Annotated in this window: 15 protein-coding genes, 4 tRNA genes, 1 pseudogene and 1 riboswitch; of the genes and pseudogenes, 11 read left to right on the top strand and 9 right to left on the bottom strand. The window is 69.8% G+C overall.

Annotated features, from left to right (window positions below):
• Window positions 1-16 precede the first annotated feature (16 nt).
• A pseudogene (locus ACFQVD_RS04145) lies at window positions 17-490 on the top strand (DUF4158 domain-containing protein); the annotation flags it as partial.
• 276 nt (window positions 491-766) lie between these two features.
• Window positions 767-1,327 (top strand): acyl-homoserine-lactone synthase, encoded by a 561-nt coding sequence (locus tag ACFQVD_RS04140; RefSeq protein ID WP_343967766.1) that lies wholly within the window; start codon window positions 767-769, stop codon window positions 1,325-1,327.
• 85 nt (window positions 1,328-1,412) lie between these two features.
• Here ACFQVD_RS04140 and glgA read toward each other — a convergent pair whose 3' ends face one another.
• Entirely contained in the window at window positions 1,413-2,612 is a 1,200-nt protein-coding gene (gene glgA / locus ACFQVD_RS04135) for a glycogen synthase (RefSeq protein WP_343967768.1), read from the bottom strand.
• 48 nt (window positions 2,613-2,660) lie between these two features.
• Here glgA and glgC point away from each other — a divergent pair, with 48 nt between their 5' ends.
• The 4 genes from glgC to ACFQVD_RS04115 all read left to right on the top strand — a co-directional run bounded on the left by glgC (window position 2,661) and on the right by ACFQVD_RS04115 (window position 5,589).
• A complete protein-coding gene (gene glgC / locus ACFQVD_RS04130; protein WP_343967770.1) occupies window positions 2,661-3,887 on the top strand; it encodes a glucose-1-phosphate adenylyltransferase in 1,227 nt (408 codons plus the stop codon).
• A gap of 255 nt (window positions 3,888-4,142) precedes the next feature.
• Complete coding sequence (locus ACFQVD_RS04125; protein ID WP_343967772.1) at window positions 4,143-4,586, top strand: ATP-binding cassette domain-containing protein; 444 nt, start codon at window positions 4,143-4,145, stop codon at window positions 4,584-4,586.
• Entirely contained in the window at window positions 4,583-5,038 is a 456-nt protein-coding gene (locus ACFQVD_RS04120) for a hypothetical protein (RefSeq protein WP_343967774.1), read from the top strand. Before ACFQVD_RS04125 ends, ACFQVD_RS04120 begins: the two co-directional genes overlap by 4 nt.
• Before the next feature lie 179 nt (window positions 5,039-5,217).
• Entirely contained in the window at window positions 5,218-5,589 is a 372-nt protein-coding gene (locus ACFQVD_RS04115) for a VOC family protein (RefSeq protein ID WP_343967776.1), read from the top strand.
• Here the strand turns inward: ACFQVD_RS04115 and ACFQVD_RS04110 are convergent.
• From ACFQVD_RS04110 to ACFQVD_RS04080, 7 genes are all read right to left on the bottom strand, one after another.
• On the bottom strand, window positions 5,576-6,364 hold the full coding sequence (locus tag ACFQVD_RS04110) for an enoyl-CoA hydratase/isomerase family protein (RefSeq protein ID WP_343967778.1): 789 nt from the start codon (window positions 6,362-6,364) through the stop codon (window positions 5,576-5,578). The two genes, ACFQVD_RS04115 and ACFQVD_RS04110, sit on opposite strands and share 14 nt — an antisense overlap.
• A 219-nt stretch (window positions 6,365-6,583) precedes the next feature.
• The gene (locus tag ACFQVD_RS04105; RefSeq protein WP_343967780.1) at window positions 6,584-7,699 is read right to left on the bottom strand and encodes a mechanosensitive ion channel family protein; all 1,116 of its coding nucleotides are present in this window, start codon (window positions 7,697-7,699) and stop codon (window positions 6,584-6,586) included.
• Between the two features lie 44 nt (window positions 7,700-7,743).
• A complete protein-coding gene (locus ACFQVD_RS04100) occupies window positions 7,744-8,739 on the bottom strand; it encodes a ribonucleotide-diphosphate reductase subunit beta (RefSeq protein ID WP_343967783.1) in 996 nt (331 codons plus the stop codon).
• Between the two features lie 75 nt (window positions 8,740-8,814).
• Window positions 8,815-11,040 (bottom strand): ribonucleoside-diphosphate reductase subunit alpha, encoded by a 2,226-nt coding sequence (locus ACFQVD_RS04095; RefSeq protein WP_343967786.1) that lies wholly within the window; start codon window positions 11,038-11,040, stop codon window positions 8,815-8,817.
• A 116-nt stretch (window positions 11,041-11,156) separates the two neighbouring features.
• A riboswitch (cobalamin riboswitch) is annotated at window positions 11,157-11,358 on the bottom strand.
• A 4-nt stretch (window positions 11,359-11,362) separates the two neighbouring features.
• On the bottom strand, window positions 11,363-12,385 hold the full coding sequence (locus ACFQVD_RS04090) for a tripartite tricarboxylate transporter substrate-binding protein (protein ID WP_343967789.1): 1,023 nt from the start codon (window positions 12,383-12,385) through the stop codon (window positions 11,363-11,365).
• 126 nt (window positions 12,386-12,511) lie between these two features.
• Window positions 12,512-14,320, bottom strand: coding sequence for a glutamine--fructose-6-phosphate transaminase (isomerizing) (glmS, locus tag ACFQVD_RS04085; protein WP_343967791.1), 1,809 nt, complete (start codon window positions 14,318-14,320; stop codon window positions 12,512-12,514).
• A 23-nt stretch (window positions 14,321-14,343) separates the two neighbouring features.
• A complete protein-coding gene (locus ACFQVD_RS04080; protein WP_343967793.1) occupies window positions 14,344-14,619 on the bottom strand; it encodes a hypothetical protein in 276 nt (91 codons plus the stop codon).
• Window positions 14,620-14,772: 153 nt separating this feature from the next.
• Between ACFQVD_RS04080 and ACFQVD_RS04075 the strand changes: the two genes are divergently transcribed.
• The 5 genes from ACFQVD_RS04075 to ACFQVD_RS04055 all read left to right on the top strand — a co-directional run bounded on the left by ACFQVD_RS04075 (window position 14,773) and on the right by ACFQVD_RS04055 (window position 17,468).
• Entirely contained in the window at window positions 14,773-16,986 is a 2,214-nt protein-coding gene (locus ACFQVD_RS04075) for an N-acetylmuramoyl-L-alanine amidase (protein ID WP_386270511.1), read from the top strand.
• 78 nt (window positions 16,987-17,064) lie between these two features.
• Window positions 17,065-17,136: transfer RNA gene (locus tag ACFQVD_RS04070), tRNA-Gly, on the top strand.
• A 27-nt stretch (window positions 17,137-17,163) separates the two neighbouring features.
• Window positions 17,164-17,234: transfer RNA gene (locus ACFQVD_RS04065), tRNA-Cys, on the top strand.
• 73 nt (window positions 17,235-17,307) lie between these two features.
• Window positions 17,308-17,379: transfer RNA gene (locus tag ACFQVD_RS04060), tRNA-Gly, on the top strand.
• 14 nt (window positions 17,380-17,393) lie between these two features.
• Window positions 17,394-17,468 (top strand) — tRNA-Val (locus ACFQVD_RS04055).
• An 84-nt stretch (window positions 17,469-17,552) separates the two neighbouring features.
• Here ACFQVD_RS04055 and ACFQVD_RS04050 read toward each other — a convergent pair.
• Window positions 17,553-18,134, bottom strand: coding sequence for a hypothetical protein (locus tag ACFQVD_RS04050; RefSeq protein ID WP_343967797.1), 582 nt, complete (start codon window positions 18,132-18,134; stop codon window positions 17,553-17,555).
• Window positions 18,135-18,544: the final 410 nt, after the last annotated feature.

Raw genomic sequence — 18,544 nt, 5'->3', positions numbered from 1 at the left:
CTGTGAGGCGACTCGGCTCGGCCTCGGTCTGCCGCTGAGGTTCTTCGAGCTCGAAGCGAGGTTTCCTCGCCGGGAGGACCTGTCTCGCCCAGCGGTGGAGTTCATGGCGGGACAGGTCAAGGTGGACGCGGAGTTGTTCGCCGCCTACGACTGGTCCGGGCGCACGATCGAGTACCACCCGGCGCGGATCAGGAAGTTCCACGACTTCCGCGAGCCGACGGTCGGCGATGAGGACAAGCTCGCCGACCGGCCGGCCACCAAGATCTGTCCGGCGGAAATCGGCAGGCAGCCCGCCCGCGACCACGAACCCACCATGCCGTTTGCTGAACTCGCGCCTGGCCGGCCTGCGCAGGACCACAGCCGCGCGGGCGGGGCGGCCGCGGCCGATGGCCACCAGGTCGAACAGAAGACCACGAAGGACAAGCAGCCAGAACCACACAGCAGAATCACGGGATGCTCCCGTCCTGGTGAGGGCATAGAAAGTGCTTGACCCGCCCTGTTTAGGGCGTATGGTCCGATCAGGATGATTTCTTACCGGTTCGCCGGTGAGGTGGCCACGCCGGGGGTGTAGCCGGACTGCTCGTCGACGAGTGGCGCGATGAGGTGCAGCGCATGCCGAACGCCAGCCAGTGGGTGGCGCGGGACCCGATCACTGGAGAGATATGACATCGACGCCGGTAACCATTCATTGACCAGCCCCATGGAGTGCGTACAGCGGATTGTCGTCGGCCGCACGGATGACCTCCCGGCGTGGTTACTCACCGGCATGTTCCGCCTCCGCTACGAGGTGTTCCACGAACGCCTCCGCTGGGACGTCGGCAGCCTCCACGTAATGGAGCGAGATTCCTACGACGACTGCGATCCGGTCTACGTGATCAGCCATGGGGAGGTCTGCCGGGAGGTCACGGGGTGCTGTCGGCTCCTGCCCACCGACGGTCCTTATATGATCCCCGACGTCTTCTCCGAGACGTTGCGCGGCGCCTCCGCTCCTCGCGATCCGAGCATCTGGGAGCTCAGCCGCCTGGCCACCGGCCGAGCCTGGCCCCGCACTACGGCAGCGGGTTTCGGCCCGCTTGCCCTTGCGCTGCTCCGGGACGCGTTTCGCTGGGTTGATCGGTACGGTGACACGGTGGTCGCGGTCTCAGGCGTGGCCCTGGAACGGCGCCTGCATGTCATGGGTGTTCCCACCCGGCGTTTCGGTGACGGCAGGGCGACGCGCCTTGGCCGGCTTCTGTGTTCCGCCTATGCCGTCTCAACCCAGGCCTTCCTTGAGAACGCGCCTGCCGCGCCGACTGCGGCGACGATTCCCTGCCAGGACAAGCCCTAGTGCTGTGACCACATACGTTCACCGGGTTGCTGCCCCACGAGCAGCAACCCGGTGAACCTTTCCGGTCACAGCACTAGGGAATCCCTCACCCTCCGGCGGAGGCCGGCGTCCGGCCGTCCGCGACCTGCCGGTAGAGCTCCATGGTCCGCTCGGCGATGCGCTCCCAGGAGAAGTGCTCCACCGCGCGCAGGCGCCCGGCCTCGCCCATCCGGGCCGCGAGGGCCGGGTCGGCCAGCAGCCGGTTGACCCGCTCGGCGAGGTCGGCGGCGAAGACACCGGGGTCGTGCGGGGTGCCGTCGGCCGCCTGGTCGATCGGGACCAGCAGGCCGGTGGAGCCGTCGGCCACCACCTCGGGAATGCCACCGGTGGCGGTGGCCACGACCGCGGTCTCGCAGGCCATGGCCTCCAGGTTGACGATGCCCATCGGCTCGTAGACCGAGGGGCAGACGAACACCGTCGCGTGGGTGAGAATCTGGATCACCTCGGGGCGGGGCAGCATCTCCGAGATCCAGACGACCCCCTCACGATCGAGCCCGCGCACCAGCCCGGTCACCTCGGCGGCGATCTCCGGAGTGTCGGGCGCGCCCGCGCACAGCACCAGCTGGGCGTCGGGGTCGAAGTCACGCGCCGCGTGGAGCAGGTGGACGAGGCCCTTCTGCCGGGTGATGCGCCCGACGAAGACGACGTACGGCCGGCTCGGGTCGATGCCGTGCCGGACCAGGGCGCCGGTGCCGCGGTCGGGGGCGTACTCCGCGGTGTCGATCCCGTTGTGGATCACCGTGACCCGCTCCGGCGGGATCTCGGGGTAACTCGCCAGCACGTCGCGGCGCATCCCCTCCGAGACCGCGATGATCGCGTCGGCGCCGGCCAGCGCGCCGCGCTCGGCCCACGACGACAGCGTGTAACCGCCGCCCAGTTGCTCGGCCTTCCACGGCCGCAGCGGTTCCAGGCTGTGCGTGGTGACCACGTGGGGCGTTCCGTACAGCATCTTGGCCACGTGACCGGCGAAGTTGGCGTACCAGGTGTGGCTGTGGACCAGGTCCGCGCCCTCGCATCCGGCGGCCATCTCCAGGTCGACGCCGAGCACCTGGAGCGCGGCGTTGGCCGCCTCCAGGCCGCCGGGCACCCGGTAGGCCGCGACGCCCTCCTCCTGCCGTGCCGCTCCGAAGCAACGGACCCGGGTGTCGGCGAGCCTGCGCAGCTCCCGGGCGAGGTACTCGACGTGGACTCCCGCACCTCCGTACACGTCGGGGGGATATTCACGGGTCAGCAGATCCACTCGCATACGATCAGCCTAGTGTTTCATCCCTGTTCATCAGGTTAGGGTCCACCTATGAGAGTCCTCGCGATCGTGCTCGCCGGCGGAGAAGGCAAGAGGCTCATGCCTCTGACAGCTGACCGGGCGAAGCCCGCGGTGCCTTTCGGAGGGATATACAGGCTCGTCGACTTCGTGCTGTCCAACCTGGCCAACGGCCACTACCTCCAGATCGTCGTGCTGACGCAGTACAAGAACCACAGTCTCGACCGGCACATCTCCCGGACCTGGCGCCTGTCGGCGATGCTCGGCAACTACGTCACCCCGGTCCCCGCCCAGCAGCGTCTCGGGCCGCACTGGTTCTCCGGCTCCGCCGACGCGCTGTTCCAGAACCTGAACCTGATCTACGACGAGATGCCGGACCACGTCATCGTGTTCGGCGCCGACCACATCTACCGCATGGACCCGCGGCAGATGGTGGCGCAGCACATCGAGACCGGAGCCGACGTGACCGTGGCCGCGATCCGGCAGCCGATCTCCCTCGCCGACCAGTTCGGGGTCATCGAGGCGGATCCGGCGGGGCGGCGGATCGTCGCGTTCCGCGAGAAGCCGAAGGACGCGGTGGGCCTGGCGGACGCGCCCGACCAGATCTACGCGTCGATGGGCAACTACGTCTTCAAGACCCAGGCGATGATCGACGCGCTCAGGGAGGACGCACTCGACCCGACGAGCAAGCACGACCTGGGCGGCAACATCATCCCGATGATGGTGAAGTCGGGCAGCGCGGAGGTCTACGACTTCGCCGACAACGTCGTGCCCGGCTCCACCGAGCGCGATCGGGGCTACTGGAGGGACGTCGGAACGCTCGACGCCTACTACGAGGCCCACATGGACCTCATCTCCGCGCATCCGGTCTTCAATCTCTACAACAGCCACTGGCCCATCTACACCGGCCACGATCCGCTCCCCCCGGCCAAGTTCGTGCACAACGAGGGCGACCGGGTGGGCCGGGCGATCGACTCGCTGGTCTCCTCCGGCGTGATCGTCTCCGGTGGGCTGGCGGAGCGCTCGATCCTCTCCCCCGGCGTGGTGCTGCACTCCCACTCCCAGGTCGAGGACTCGGTCCTGATGGGCAACGTGAAGGTGGGCCGGGGCGCCATCGTCCGCAAGGCCATCATCGACAAGAACGTGATCATCCCGGATGGTGCCAGGATCGGCTTCGACCTCGAGTACGACCGCAGCCGGTTCGCGGTGACCAGGGGCGGCGTCGTCGTCATCGGCAAGAACGAGATCGTCGAACGCTGATCCGGCCCCGCCCGGTTCAGCCGACGTTGACGGCCGGACCGGGACGTGAGGCGACTGCGCCGGGCGACGGCCATCGCCCATCCCCCGGCCTCGGGAGCTCCACAGACCGTCACCGGCCGCCGGCGGCTTCACCGCACCTGGACCCCGCACCGGAACCGCAGGTTGACAAGTCCCACCGCAGTGGAGATCGTTTTCCCGGAACGGATCGGCCCTTCCCCGGGTCGGCAGCGGAAAGGTATCGCGGCCGATGCCAGGATGGCGGACGTCCACGACATCGTCGAGGCACTGCCCCGGGGCTACGACACGCTGCTCAGCCGGATCTTCTTCGGGGACGAGGAGGAGGGCACGCAGACCGGGGTGCTGCTCTCCGGAGGCCAGTGGCAGCGTCTGACCCTGGCCCGCACGATGGTGCGCGAGCGGCGCGACCTGCTCATCCTCGACGAACCCAGCTCGGGTCTGGACGCGCGGGCCGAGTACGAGATGCACCGGCGGCTGCGCGAGCATCGCATGGGGCGCACCAGCCTGCTCGTGTCGCACCGGCTCGGTTCCGTCCGCGACGCGGATCTGATCGTCGTACTCGGCGACGGGCGGATCGTCGAACAGGGAACGCATGACGACCTCATGGCCGCGGGCGGAGGCTACTCCCAGCTGTTCGAGGTGCAGGCCAGGGGCTATCGCGGGGATGCCGACGTTCAGTGACCGGGCGTCTCGTCGAGGCCGCCGACGCGATGCGGGCGCACATGGCCCGGGTCGGCACCGTCATCGCCGCCCTGCACGCCTCCGGGCGCCGCTCCCGCGACCGCTCCGGCGTGCGCCTTCCCCCGCGGGGTCCCGAGTCGACGTCCCGGGACCCCGCGGGCGCGCCCTCTGCGCCGGAGCAGGCGGCCGGAACGCCCGCCCCGGACCGGGAGGGAGATCCGTCACCGGAGCGCGAGGAGGCGGCCCGGCTTGACCGGGAGTCCTCGTTCCGGGAGACCCGCACGGCGCTGGCCGAGCTGTTCGAGCCCGACCGCGACTCCCTCCGGCTGCCCCCGGAACGCCTGGCCGCGCTCTTCCTCGCCATGGTGTTCTCCAGCACCCGCCGGCCGGAGGGCGCCCCCGAGCCGAGCGCCGACCTCGTCGACGTGTTCGTCCACGGTGCCCTGAGCTGACTCTCCGTGGGCCGCACAGGCTCACCGACACCCGGGCCCGCCGCCTCGGAGCGTCACGACCGGAGGAGGGCATCGCGGCCTACCGGCTGCCCGGCGGCCGCCTCCCCTGCCCGCCCCGATCTCGCCTGACCGCACCCGTCCTCGAACGATCTCAGAAGACTCCACCGAAAGGCCCGGCAGTGACGATCACTTTGAACCACACCATCGTGCCCGCGCTCGACAACCAGGGGGCGGCCGACTTCTTCGCGGGCATCATGAACCTGGAGTGCCTGCCACTCGCCGGAGCACACGCCCACTTCGCCCCGGTCCGGGTGAACGAGTCCCTCACCCTCGACTTCATGACCGTGGAAGACCCCGAAGGGCACCACCTGGCCTTCGACGTCGACCCGGCCACCTTCGACGGGATCCTCGCCCGTCTCAAGGACCAAGGCGTGCCGTACGGCAACCACCCCGCCCACCACGACAACGGGCGGATCGACCATCCACTTCGCCCGCGCGGCCTGTTCTTCACGGACGAGACGGGCAACCTCTACGAGGTCATGTCCGACTGACCGCGGCACCCCCGGTCCAGGTGAAGCGGGGCGGGCGACGTTCGAGGAAGGCCGCGACGCCCTCGGTGACCTCCTCGCGCGCCTCCTTCTGCCACAGCAGGAAGCGCGCCTCGTCGGCGCGGCCGTCCACGATCTCCTTCGCGGCGGCCACGGTCAGCTGGGAGCGGCCGGCCAGGGTGCGGGCGAGGCCGTACACGCGCTCGGACAGCTCCCCTTCCGGCAGGACCTCGTCCACCAGGCCGGTGCGCAGGGCCCGGTCGGCACCGATGAGCTCCGCGGAGAAGAGCAGGAACTTGGCGGTGGACGGGCCGACGGCGGCGGTGAGGCGGCGGGTGGAGCTCGGCGGGTAGACGATGCCGAGCTTGGCGGGGGTGATGCCGAAACGGGCTCCCTCGGCGGCCAGGCGCAGGTCACAGGCGAGGGCGAGCTGGCAGCCGCCGCCCACGCAGAAGCCCTCGATCATCGCGATCACCGGTTTGGGGAACTCCGCCAGCGCCCGCTCCGCGGCGACCGTCGCCCCCGTGTCATCGCCGCTCTCGTCGCCGTTGCCGGCGAGTTCGGCGAGCTCCGAGATGTCGGCCCCGGAGCAGAAGGTACCCGCCGCCCCGGTGAGCACCAGCACCCGCACGGCCGGATCGTCCGCCAGCGGCGCGAGCAGCGTGGGCAGAGCCCGCCACATGGCCGCGCTCAGCGCGTTGCGCTTCTCTGGACGGTTGATCCTCAATGTGGCGACATACCGGTCAACGGACAGTTCAAAGCCTTCGGAGATCTGCACGGGATAGATTCTCCCGGTACGTCTTATGACCTTGTCATCAGACCACCCCAAATCATGAGAAACCGCATGTTCAGCATCATTTGCCTCTGAAGTGAGCAATCCTGCGCGGCACCGTGCCCGAACGGCCGCGGCGGGTGCGGCCGCGACCGCGGCATCTGAGACATCCGAGACGTCTCCATGTCGCACCCCCGGCCCGGCCGGCTCAGGGAACCGGTCGCCTCAGGACGGAACCGGCCGATCGCCGTCCTCATCGCCGGAACGCCTCGCCGCCGGCGCCGTCAGGCCGGTGAGTGCCCCGGGAAGGGTGGCGGGCACGAGCGGATTCTCGACCCGGAAGCGGGGCAGGGCCTGGGGGTACCTCTCGCGGACGAAGGCCACCAGATGCTCACGGATGTCGCACTTGAGATCCCAGGCGCTGGCGGAGTCGGCGGCGCTCATCAGGGCGCGCAACTCCAGCAGCCCGTTGGGAAGGGTGTCGGTGACCTGGAGGGTCCAGTCCTTCTGGTCCCACAGCGGGTGCGCGCGCAGGGCGCGGTAGAGCTCGGCGCGCAGTTCCTCGACCGGCACCGACCAGTCGACCCGGATGAACACGTGGCCGATCACCCTGCTGCTGTGCCGGGTCCAGTTCTCGAACGGGTTGGCGGTGAAATAGGAGACCGGCAGGACCAGCCGGCGCTCGTCCCACAGCCGCAGCACCACGTAGGTCAGGCTGAGCTCCTCGATGCGGCCCCACTCGCCCCGCACCACGACGACGTCGTCCAGGCGGAGCGCGTCACTGAAGGCCAACTGGAGTCCGGCGAGCAGGTTGCCGAGTGTCGACTGGGCGGCGATGCCGACGACGACGCCGGCGATCCCGGCCGAGGCCAGCAGTCCGGCGCCGAGCGCCCGTACCTGCGGAAAGGTGAAGAGCATCGCACCCAGCGCCACCACGATGATCACCGCCGAGGCCACCCTGCGGACCAGGGTGATCTGGGTGCGGATACGCCGGGCCTTGCGGTTGCCCTCGCCCTGGACGGTGACCAGGCGGTCCAGGACCACGTCGGTGACGGCGTAGGCGGCCTGGATGACCAGCCAGGTGGCGCACCCGATCATCGCCACGCTGAGGCCGCGGTCGATCACCTGGCTGACCGAGCCCTCCGCCATGCCCGGCTCGTAGACGGTGTAGGCGGTCGCCACGGCGGCCGTGGCGAACCCCGGCCAGGTGCAGCGGCTCACGACCGGACCGGCGAGCGCCCACTTCTCGCCGATCAGCCGTGAGCGCAGTACCCTCCGCACCGCCTCCACCGCCACGATCGCGGCGGCCACGGAAACGACCATGATGATCCAGCTGGACACTGACGACTTCCCCTCGTCGCTCTCTTCCCCGGACCATCAGCCAATCAGAAGGACTCGTCGAAGGTGACATTCCCCTCGACGGCTATCTGGTAGGCAGAAACCCGCCGCTCGAAGAAGTTGGCCAGCTCCTGCACGTCCTGCAACTCCATGAACGCGAACGGGTTGGCCGTACCGTACCGGACGGGCATCTGGAGCCTGACCAGCCGCTGGTCGGCCACGTACTCAAGGTAGCGCCGCATCTGCTCCACCCCCATCCCCTGCAGGCCGTCGCCGCACAGGTCGGCCGCGAAGGCCAGCTCGGCCGCCACCGCCTCCTCGATCATCCGGGTGACCTGCTCGGTGAGTTTGTCGTCGAACAGCTCGGGCTCCTCGGCCCGTACGGTCTCCACGACGCCGAAGGCGAACTCCATGTGCATGGACTCGTCACGGAAGACCCAGTTCGTCCCGGTGGCCAGGCCGCTGAGCAGCCCCCTGGAGCGGAACCAGTAGACGTAGGCGAAGGCCCCGTAGAAGAACAGACCCTCGATGCACGCCGCGAAGCAGATCAGGTTGAGCAGGAACGCCCGCCGGTCCTCCCTGGTCTCCAGCCGGGTCAGCCCGCCGAGCGAGTCGATCCAGCGGAAGCAGAACTCCGCCTTGTCACGGATCGAGGGGATGTGCTCGACCGCGGCGAACGCCTTGACCCGCTCGTCGGGGTCGGGCAGGTAGGTGTCCAGCAGGGTCAGGTAGAACTGGACGTGCACCGCCTCCTCGAACAGCTGCCTGCTGAGATAGAGGCGCGCCTCGGGGGCGTTGAGGTGCTGGTAGAGGTTGAGGACGAGGTTGTTGGCCACGATCGAGTCGCCGGTGGCGAAGAACGCCACGAGGCGGTTGATCAGGTGACGCTCCTCGGAGGTCATCCTCGCCAGGTCCGCCAGGTCGGAGGCGAGATCCACCTCCTCGACGGTCCAGGTGTTGCGGATCGCGGCCCGGTAGCGCTCGTAGAACTCGGGGTAGCGCATCGGCCGCAGGGTGAGATCCATGCCGGGGTCGAGCAACATCGGGAGAACGCCTTTCGGGGTGGCCGAGGGGTGGCTGGGAGGGACGGGGTGCCCTTGGACGGGCCGCCGGCAGGTCTACTGGCAGGCGTCGCAGTACTCGGGGTTCTCCAGGGAGCAGGCGACGGCCTCGGGGTCGAGGACGGGGACCTCCCCGGCCGCCGGTGCCGCCACGGTGGCCTGCGCGATCCGGGTGGCCGGGCGCGAGCGCAGGTAGTAGGTGGTCTTCAGGCCCGACTTCCAGGCGTAGGCGTACATCGAGGAGAGCTTGCCGATGGTCGGCGTGGCCATGAACAGGTTCAGCGACTGCGACTGGTCGATGTACGGGGTGCGCGCGGCGGCCAGGTCGATCAGCGCCTTCTGCGGCAGCTCCCAGGCGGTCCGGTAGAGCAGCCTCAGGTCGGCGGGGATCTCGGGAATGTCCTGGACGGAGCCGTCGGCGCGCTTGATCGCGTCACGGATCCGCGAGGTCCACAGCCCCCGGGCCCGCAGGTCGGCGACGAGATAGCGGTTGACCTGGAGGAACTCACCCGAGAGGGTCTCGCGCTTGAAGATGTTGGAGACCTGCGGCTCGATGCACTCGTAGCAACCGGCGATGGAGGCGATCGTGGCCGTGGGCGCGATCGCGATCATCAGCGAGTTACGCAGCCCCGTTCCGGCGATCCGCTCCCGAAGCTCCGTCCACGCGGCCGACGTCGCGGCCCCGTAGTGGTCGGGGTGGAGCACCCCGGCGGCGGCCCTGGTCTCCTCGTACGAGGGATGGCGGCCACGCTCGACGGCCAGGTCCGAGGAGGTCCGGTAGGCGGCGAGCGCGATCTCCTCGGAGATCCGGGTGGACAGCTCCAGCGCGCGCGGCGAGTCGAAGGGCAGTCGCAGCGCGAACAGCACGTCGGCCAGGCCCATCAGGCCGAGCCCGATCGGACGCCACTTCCGGTTGGCGGCCCTCGCCTCGGGGGTCGGGTAGAAGCCCAGGTCGATGGTGCGGTCGAGGAACCGCACGGCGGTGCGGACCGTCGCACGCAGCCGCGCCCAGTCGATCCCCTCTTCGGAACCCGGAGACAGGTGGGCGGCCAGGTTGATCGAGCCGAGGTTGCAGACCGCGGTCTCGGCGTCGCTGGTGACCTCAAGGATCTCGGTACAGAGGTTCGACAGATGGATGACGTTCTGGGGCCTGGCCGTCTGGTTGGAGGTCCGGTTGGCCGCGTCCTTGAAGGTCATCCAGCCGTTGCCGGTCTGCGCGAGTGTGCGCATCATCCGGCCGTACAGGGTGCGGGCGGGGAGCTGCGCGGTGAACCGGCCCTCGGCCTCGGCGGCCCGGTAGGCGTCGTCGAACGCGGCGCCGTACAGGTCGGTGAGGTGCGGGACCTCCTTGGGGTCGAACAGTGACCACACACCGTCGGCCTCGACCCGGCGCATGAACTCGTCGGGGATCCAGTTGGCCAGGTTCAGGTTGTGCGTGCGGCGGGCCTCCTCGCCGGTGTTGTCGCGCAGTTCGAGGAACTCCTCGACGTCGGCGTGCCAGGGCTCCAGGTAGACGCAGGCCGCGCCCTTGCGGCGGCCGCCCTGGTTGACCGCGGCGACGCTCGCGTCCAGGGTGCGCAGCCAGGGCACGATGCCGTTGGAATGGCCGTTGGTACCGCGGATCAGCGAGCCCCGCGAGCGGATCCGGCTCCAGGCGATCCCGATGCCCCCGGCGTACTTCGACAGCCGCGCGACCTGCCCGTAGCGCTCGTAGATGGCCTCCAGCTCGTCGCGGGGCGAGTCGAGCAGGAAGCACGAGGAGAGCTGGGGTCTGCGCGAGCCTGAGTTGAACAGCGTGGGCGAGCTGGGCAGGTAGGACAGGGTGGCCATGAGCGCGTACAGCTCGGCGGCCTCCTCGACGGTCTCGGACAGGCCGCAGGCCACCCGGAGGAAGAAGTGCTGCGGGCGCTCCAGCACCTTGCGGGTGCGCGGGTGACGCAGCAGGTAGCGGTCGTAGACGGTACGCAGCCCGAAGTACTCGAATCTGGCGTCGGCGTCCGGCTCGATGAGCGCGTCCAGGACCCCGGCATGGGCGGCCACGAACTCCGCGAGCCCGTCGGCGATCAACCCCGCCTCGTGCGTCGCGGCGACCGACTCGGAGAAGCCGCGGACGCCGTGCTCGGCGGCCTCGTCGGCGATCAGCTCGGCCAGCAGCGCGGCGGCGACTTTGGAGTTCTCGGGGTCGGTGATCACTCGGGCGGCGGCCTCGTCGATGGCCTGCCTGCGATCGACCGGCGCGTTCCCCGCGCTCTCCGCCGCCGTCTCCGCCAATACCTGTGTCACGTGGTGTCCCTCGCTCGCTCGAACTTCCCCCTGTGGCTCCGCCGGAGGGGCACGCGTCCGCGAGCGATCCCGGGCACGCCGGACCGCCTCGTTCCGCGGGCCCTCCCACGAGGCCCTGGACAATCACGTCACCGGCAGGTCTTCGGACTCACGGGCGCCCTGCGCGTGCCTACCGGCCGTCGCTTCCCGGGCATGGTTCACCCAGTGCTCACATGACGGCTTTCGTTCCCGTTCACCGCTGCGGGGCAGTCCCGGAATCTCACCGGGTTCCCTCTTGCCTCGCCCCTCCCGGGGCGAACCAGCAACGAGCAGGATCCTACATCTAGGGGCGTCTGACGCAACTACCCCAACAAGTTGTGTCGGAAGACTTCAGCAGTCCGAGCTCGTGGAGCACCCCGCGGGTGCGGGCCGTCTCGGTGAAGAGCCACTGACGGAACTCGTCACCGCTGAGGTAGACCCGGCTCCATCCATTGGCCGCGCACAGGGCGCGCCAGCGCGGCGCGGCGTCGATCCTGTCACACAGGGCGATCGCGGCGTCCCGGTCCGCCTGGCCCATGCCCTTGGGTCCCAGCAGGCCGCACCAGTCGCTGTACTCCAGCCGGACCTCGACCTCCAGGAGCGTCGGCGCGTCGATCCCGTCGAGCCGGCTGCCCGAGGAGACCACCAGGGGACGCAGGCGGCCCGCGGCGATCTCGGGTCGCAGGGCGCGGGCCGACCCCAGCAGGGCCGCGACCCGTCCGACCTGGAGCGCCTCGGCCGCGTCCTCGGCACCGTGGAACCCCGCGTACTCCAGCAACCGGGTGTCCACCCCGAGGCACTTGCCGATCATGCCGTAGAGCACGTGGTCGGAACCGCCCTCCGGCCGGCCGCCGACCGTCAGCGCCGCCGGGGTGCGGCGCAGCTCCGCGGCGAAGTCCTCGAAGGTGCGCAGCCGGGAGTCCGAGGGGACGACCAGGACCGTCCAGTCGCCGACCAGGCGGGCGAGGGGGGTGGTGGCGTCCACCACCGCGGCGGTGTTGGCGATCTCCGCGGCCGTCACCATCGGCATCGCGGCGACGAGCAGCCTGCCCTCGCGCGCGAACGAGCCGCGCACGGCGCCGAACGCGTCACGCGGGACGGAACCCAGGGGCCCCGGCCGCTCGACGGCCATGGCGGAGCGTGCCAGCCCCGACAGGACCAGGACGGAGGCGAGCCTGCCCGCGATCCCGTCCCAGCCGTGGCCGTCGGCGGTGGGTTCGAGGATGCTCAGGCGGCCCACGGCCGAGTCGGCGGAGTCACCGTTCAGGTCGCAGCCCGCGACGACCATGGCACCCGCGACCAGCGCGAAAAACCTCCTACGGCGCATAAGCGCCCCTTCCCCCAAGAACCCCCTATACCATAGGTTACCGCCTTATCGCTATCTGTTACCAGTCGGGGGTCGCCGCGCCCCCGGCCGGGGCGACCACCGTCGGCGGCCGCCCCGGGAGCCCTCTCACTCCACCGTGACGCTCTTGGCCAGGTTGCGGGGCTTGTCGACGTCCCGCCCCAGCGCCACGGCGGCGTGGTAGGCGAAGAGCTGAAGCGGGATCGACAGCAGGATCGGGTCCAGCTCGATCTCGTTCCTGGGCACCACCACGCAGTCGTCGGCCAGCTTGAGGTCCACCGCGCGGTGACCGACCATGAGCACCCGGCCGCCCCGGGCGCGGATCTCACCCAGCGTGGTGAGGTTCTTGTCCAGCAGCTCGTCGTCGGGGACGATCGCCACGGTCGGCATGTCCGGGCCGATCAGCGCCAGCGGCCCGTGCTTGAGCTCGCTGGCCGGGTACGCCTCGGCGTGCACGTAGGAGATCTCCTTGAGCTTCTGTGCGCCCTCGCGGGCCACCGGATACCCCCGGACCCGGCCTACGAACATCATGCTCGGCGCCTCGGCGTACTTCTTCGCCAGCTCCTGGAGCTGCGGCTCCAGCGCCAGGATCTCCTTGATCTGGTCCGGCAGCCTCCGCAGGCCCTCGCAGATCCGGCGGCCGTCGGCGGGAGACAGGTCCCGCACCCGGCCGAGGTGCAGCGCGAGCAGCGCGAAGGCCACGGCGGTCGAGGTGAACGCCTTCGTGCTCGCCACCGAGACCTCGGGACCCGCGTGCAGGTAGACGCCGCCGTCGCACTCGCGGGCGATCGCGCTGCCCACGGTGTTGACGATGCCGAGCACCCGGCCGCCCTTGCGCTTGAGCTCCTGGACGGCGGCGAGGGTGTCATAGGTCTCCCCCGACTGGCTGATCGCCACGTACAGGGTGTCCGCCTCCACCACCGGGCTGCGGTAGCGGAACTCGCTGGCCGGCTCCGCGTCGGCCGGGATGCGCGCCAGCTCCTCGATGAGCTGCGCGCCGATCTGGCCCGAGTAGTACGCGGAACCACAGCCGATGATCTTCACCCGACGGAATGAGCGGGTCTCCCGCGCGTCCATGTTGAGGCCGCCCAGGTGGGCGATGTGGAAGCGGTCGTCCAGACGCCCGCGAAGCGTCCTGGCCACGGTGTCGGGCTGCTCGGAGATCTCCTTGAGCAGGTAGTGCTCGTAGCCGCCCGTGTCGTAGTGCCCCGCCTCCCAGTCGACGGTCAGCGTCTCCTTGGCCGTCTCCCGCGCGTCGCTGGCGAAGGTGTTGAACCCGTCCGCCTTGAGCACGGCGATCTCGCCGTCCTCCAGGTGGACCACCTGGCGGGTGTAGCGGACCAGCGCGGCGACGTCGGAGGCGGCGAACATCTCCTTCTCCCCGATGCCCAGCACGATGGGGCTCCCGTTGCGGGCCACCACCACCTCACCGGGGCGCTCGGAGTCGATCACCGCGATGCCGTACGTGCCGACGACCCGCTTGAGCGCGGTCCGGACGGCCTCCTCCAGAGAGTCGGACTCCTTGACCGTACGAGCGATCAGGTGCGAGAGCACCTCGGTGTCGGTCTCCGACAGGAAGATCGCGCCGTCGGCCTCCAGCTTGGCGCGCAGCTCGTCGGCGTTCTCGATGATGCCGTTGTGCACGACGGCGATGCGCTCGTCGCCGGACAGATGAGGATGGGCGTTGACGTCGCTGGGCGCGCCGTGGGTGGCCCAGCGGGTGTGGCCGATGCCCAGCCCGCCCTTGAACCGCGCGGGCACGACCGCCGCCAGGTCGGCCACCCTGCCTTTGACCTTGCGCATCTTCAGGCCCTTGTTGGAGACCACCACCCCGGCCGAGTCGTAACCTCGGTATTCAAGACGCTGCAGACCCTCCAGCAGGATGGGTGCCGCGTCCTTGGGCCCTACATAGGCCACGATTCCACACATGTAACCGTTCCTTATCCGTAGACAATCCGGCGCAGCTGACGCAGGGAGAGTTCAGGTGCGGCGACACGGCGTACCGCCAGCTCGGCGATCAGCCTGGGGAAGATCTCGTCATTGACCAGCCCTCTCCCCTTGAGCTCCGCGTGACGCCGCCTGACGAAATCCTCAACGGGTTCGGAGAAGTAGGCCAGCACATCGGCGACGACTCGCGCCGCCTCCCCCGGGCCGAGCGCGCTCGTCCGGGTCAGGTGAGTGATCAGATCCTCATACGGATGCCGTGTCGTGGGCACAGAGCAGGACCATACGCATCCGGGAGAGAGCACACCAAGTTTTCTGCCCGATTTCGGGCAGAGAATCTCCACAATGCCGCAACCCCGCCACAACGCGCGACAATCGGCAATCTCTGATAACTCTAAGTAGCCATCAGAGGGGGAGGAACCATCATGCGCCGTCTGCCGGGGATCACCGTCGTCACCGCTCTCGCCGTACTGGTCTCGGCCGTCCCGGCACAGGCGGCGTACCCGGGGGATCGGCCGACCTGGCCCCGGAAGCGCCCGGCACCCGCCACGGCCGCGGCCTCCCCCGGCGCTGTCGCCGGCCCGTCGTCATCGGCGGGGACGGGTGCGCGGTCCGGCAGACAGGCCGCCTTCGCGAAGGCGGCGCGGACGTACGGGGTACCGGAGAGCGTGCTGCTCGCGGTCTCCTACCTGGAGTCCCGCTGGGAGGGCCACCGCGGGCTGCCCAGCGTCTCCGCCGGTTACGGCCCGATGCATCTGGTCGACGGCCGGGCCAGGCCGGGTCGGCCCCACGGTGTCGGCGAGGACCCGCGCGGCGACGAGACCCGGCCACGCGTGATCGCCCTTCCGACCACCGCGGCGGCGCCACCCCGGGACACCCTGCGACGGGCCTCGGAACTGACCGGCCTGCCCCTCCGCCGACTGCGCGAGGACCCCTCCGCCAACATCATGGGCGGTGCCGCACTGCTCGCCGACTACCGGCGCCGCACCGGCGGGAGCCCCGACGCCGGCCCGGCGGGCTGGTACGGCGCGGTGGCCCGCTATCCCGGCGTACCGGAGGAGGGCGCCGTGGGGACGGAGGCGGCACGGTCCTTCGCCGACGAGGTCTACGCGACGATCCGGGCCGGTGCCGCGCGGGTGACCGATGACGGCGAACGGGTGGTACTGCCCGCGACGCCGGGCCTCCCCACGCTGCGGGCACCACTCTCCGAACCGCCCGCTCCGATGGCACAGCGCCGCGCGCACGGCCCCACCCCCACCCCCACGCCCGAACCCGTCACGGACATCGTCGTGAAACCCGCGACGGAGCCTGCCACGAAGATCACCACTGTGCTCGCCTCGGCCCCCTCCCCCCTGCCCACGGTGATGCCGGCGGCCCTCGCGGCGGCTCCCGCCGCGGGAAGCATCGCGGGAACCACCGCAGGAACCACTGCGGGAACCACTGCGGGAACCACCGTGGGGCCCGACTGCCCGAGGAACGTCTCCTGCGAGTGGCTCCCCGCCGTCTACCGACGGCTCAAGGGCGGCGGCTACGGCAACCATGACCGCTCCGACGGCCCCCGGAAGATCGACTACATCGTGATCCACGACGGCGAGACGAGCTACGACGCGATGACCCGCCTGGTCAGGAACCCCGAATACCTGAGCTGGCACTTCACCATCCGCTCCAGCGACGGCCACATCGCCCAGCACCTACGGGCCAGGGACATCGGCTGGCACGCCGGAAACTGGTACGTCAACTCCCGCTCCATCGGCCTGGAACACGAGGGCTATCTGGCCAGGGGCGGATCCTGGTTCACCGAGGCGATGTACCGGGCCTCGGCCAGACTGGTACGCCACCTCGCGGCCAAGTACGACGTCCCTCTGGACCGGGCGCACATCCTGGGACACGACAACGTGCCGGGCACCACCCCGGAGACCGTGAGCGGCATGCACGACGACCCCGGCCCGTACTGGGACTGGAGCCACTACTTCGAACTGCTCGGCAGCCCGCTGCGCGCCTCCGGCGGTGACGCCGCGCGCTCGGTGCTGATCAAACCCGACTACGGCACCAACAGCCCGAACTTCACCGGCTGTCCTGGAGGGTGCCGCGGCCTGGGCGCCTCCTCGGTCTGGCTGCACACCCGCCCCTCCCTCACCGCGCCGCTGGTCTCCGATATCGGCAAGCACCCCACCGGCGACTCCACGTACAGCGTCTACGACCACGCCGCCCGCGCCTCCAGCGGCCAGCGGTACGCGCTCGCCGAGCGCAGGGACGGCTGGACCGCGATCTGGTACCTCGGCCGGAAGGCGTGGTTCAGCGACCCCGCCGAGGCCCCCACCTCCCTGCCCGCGTCAGGCCCCCTGGTGACGCCCAGACCCGGCCGCGCCCCGATCAGGGTGTACGGCAGGGCCTACCCGAAGGCGCACGCCTACCCGGTGGGCGTCCCCGTGCAGGCCCTGACCCCGCTGCAGTACTCGATACCCGCCGGTCAGGTCTACAGTTCCGGCCCGACGACCCGCGCCTCCTACCTGCGGGCGGCCGCCTTCGATCCCGCCGATCACCGCGTCGTCAGGGGCGAGACCCGCTACCGGCAGATCCAGTTCGGGCACCGGATCATGTTCGTCCGGGCCTCCGACGTCCAGCCGGCCGGCAGGTGAAGATCCGAGCCTTGCGCGCATCCGCCCTGCGGAGGCGCTAGAGTTTTCACGTGCCCCGGAGTCGTCTCCGGGGAGCACGCGGAAGTGGCTCAGTGGTAGAGCATCACCTTGCCAAGGTGAGGGTCGCGGGTTCGAATCCCGTCTTCCGCTCCGGCAGGTCCTTTCAGGGATCTGGCTGGTGGAGTGGCCGAGAGGCGAGGCAACGGCCTGCAAAGCCGTCTACACGGGTTCAAATCCCGTCTCCACCTCAGCGCACGACCTTCGGACCCCCCGGGATCCGGTAGGGTGGTGCGAGCGCCGAGGGGAAACCCGAAGCGAAATGCGGAAGTGGCTCAGTGGTAGAGCATCACCTTGCCAAGGTGAGGGTCGCGGGTTCGAATCCCGTCTTCCGCTCTGGTGGTGCCCGAGGACGATTAGCTCAGCGGGAGAGCGCTTCCCTGACACGGAAGAGGTCACAGGTTCAATCCCTGTATCGTCCACCAGAGAAATCCCAGGCCCTCGGCCTGGGATTTTCTGTTTCCCGGCGCCGTGCCGCCCGCGCGGAGCGACAGAAGCGGCTCCGCGGATCAGCCGCCGGGTCCCACCTCGTTGTTCGGCGCACCGTCGCCGCTGGTCGGCAGATCGCCGCGCTCCACCGGACCGGGCGGCGGTGAGGGCGTAGCGGAACCGTCCGGGACCGCGTGCCGCGCTCCGGCCACGGCCGCCTTCAGCGCGGCCCGGTCGACCTCGTCGACGCGGCCGTTCAACCGGATGAAGTGATCGGCTCGGACCGCCGTGTACTCATGGCGGCCCCCGCCCGATCGGTACCAGCCCACCTCGTCACGCTCGCACCTCACCGGCGCCGACGGCGGTTCCGCGTCCATCAGCGGCGTGTCCGCGCACAGGGCGTCGCTGAACGTGCCACGGTCGACCCTCAGCTGAACGCGCGCGCCACCGGAGAAGTAGAAGGCTCCGAACCCGTCGTTCCCGATCACCCCGGCCGACTGCTCGGCCAGCCGGTACCCCGGCAGATCCAGTGCGTAGATCAGCTCCGGAGCCGCTCCCTGCCGCCGCGCCTGCTCCAGCACACCCTGTCCGAGTGACGCCTCGGAGCCGCACCCGGACACGACCAGCCCGAGGACCGCGACGGAAAGGAGTCGTTCCTTCATTTTGACCACTTTGTCGCACCCGGTCCTCATCCGACAACCCCGGCCTCGCGAGGTCCGCCAGAGCGCCCCGGAAAGGCCCTACCTGCCCGCTCGCCTCCGGACTTCCCCGGCGAACCCCGCCTGACGCGGCCTCGGGTCCGGAACAATTGTCACGATCACCTTTTTGGCCCGCGTCACCGGCGGGCAAAGAGGCACCAAAAGAGGCACCATGGGAGGACGCATGACCTGAAACACCGTTAATCGCTATGCTTTTGAAACGTGGCAAAGGGGGCGAGCCTGTGCAGCGCGTGGTGGTCGATCCTGAGGTGCCGAGGGACGTCGCCGAACTCCTTCGTCATAACGGGCCCCTGCTCTACCGCCTTCGCACCGGACGTGTCCCAAGGGGGAACGACGAACCCCGGGTTCCGGGA

Origin of the sequence: Streptosporangium amethystogenes subsp. fukuiense, from assembly GCF_042665875.1 — a bacterium.
Classification (GTDB): domain Bacteria; phylum Actinomycetota; class Actinomycetes; order Streptosporangiales; family Streptosporangiaceae; genus Streptosporangium; species Streptosporangium fukuiense.
The sequence above is the reverse complement of the archived record's forward strand: the minus strand, read 5'-3'. Positions and strand labels throughout refer to the sequence as shown.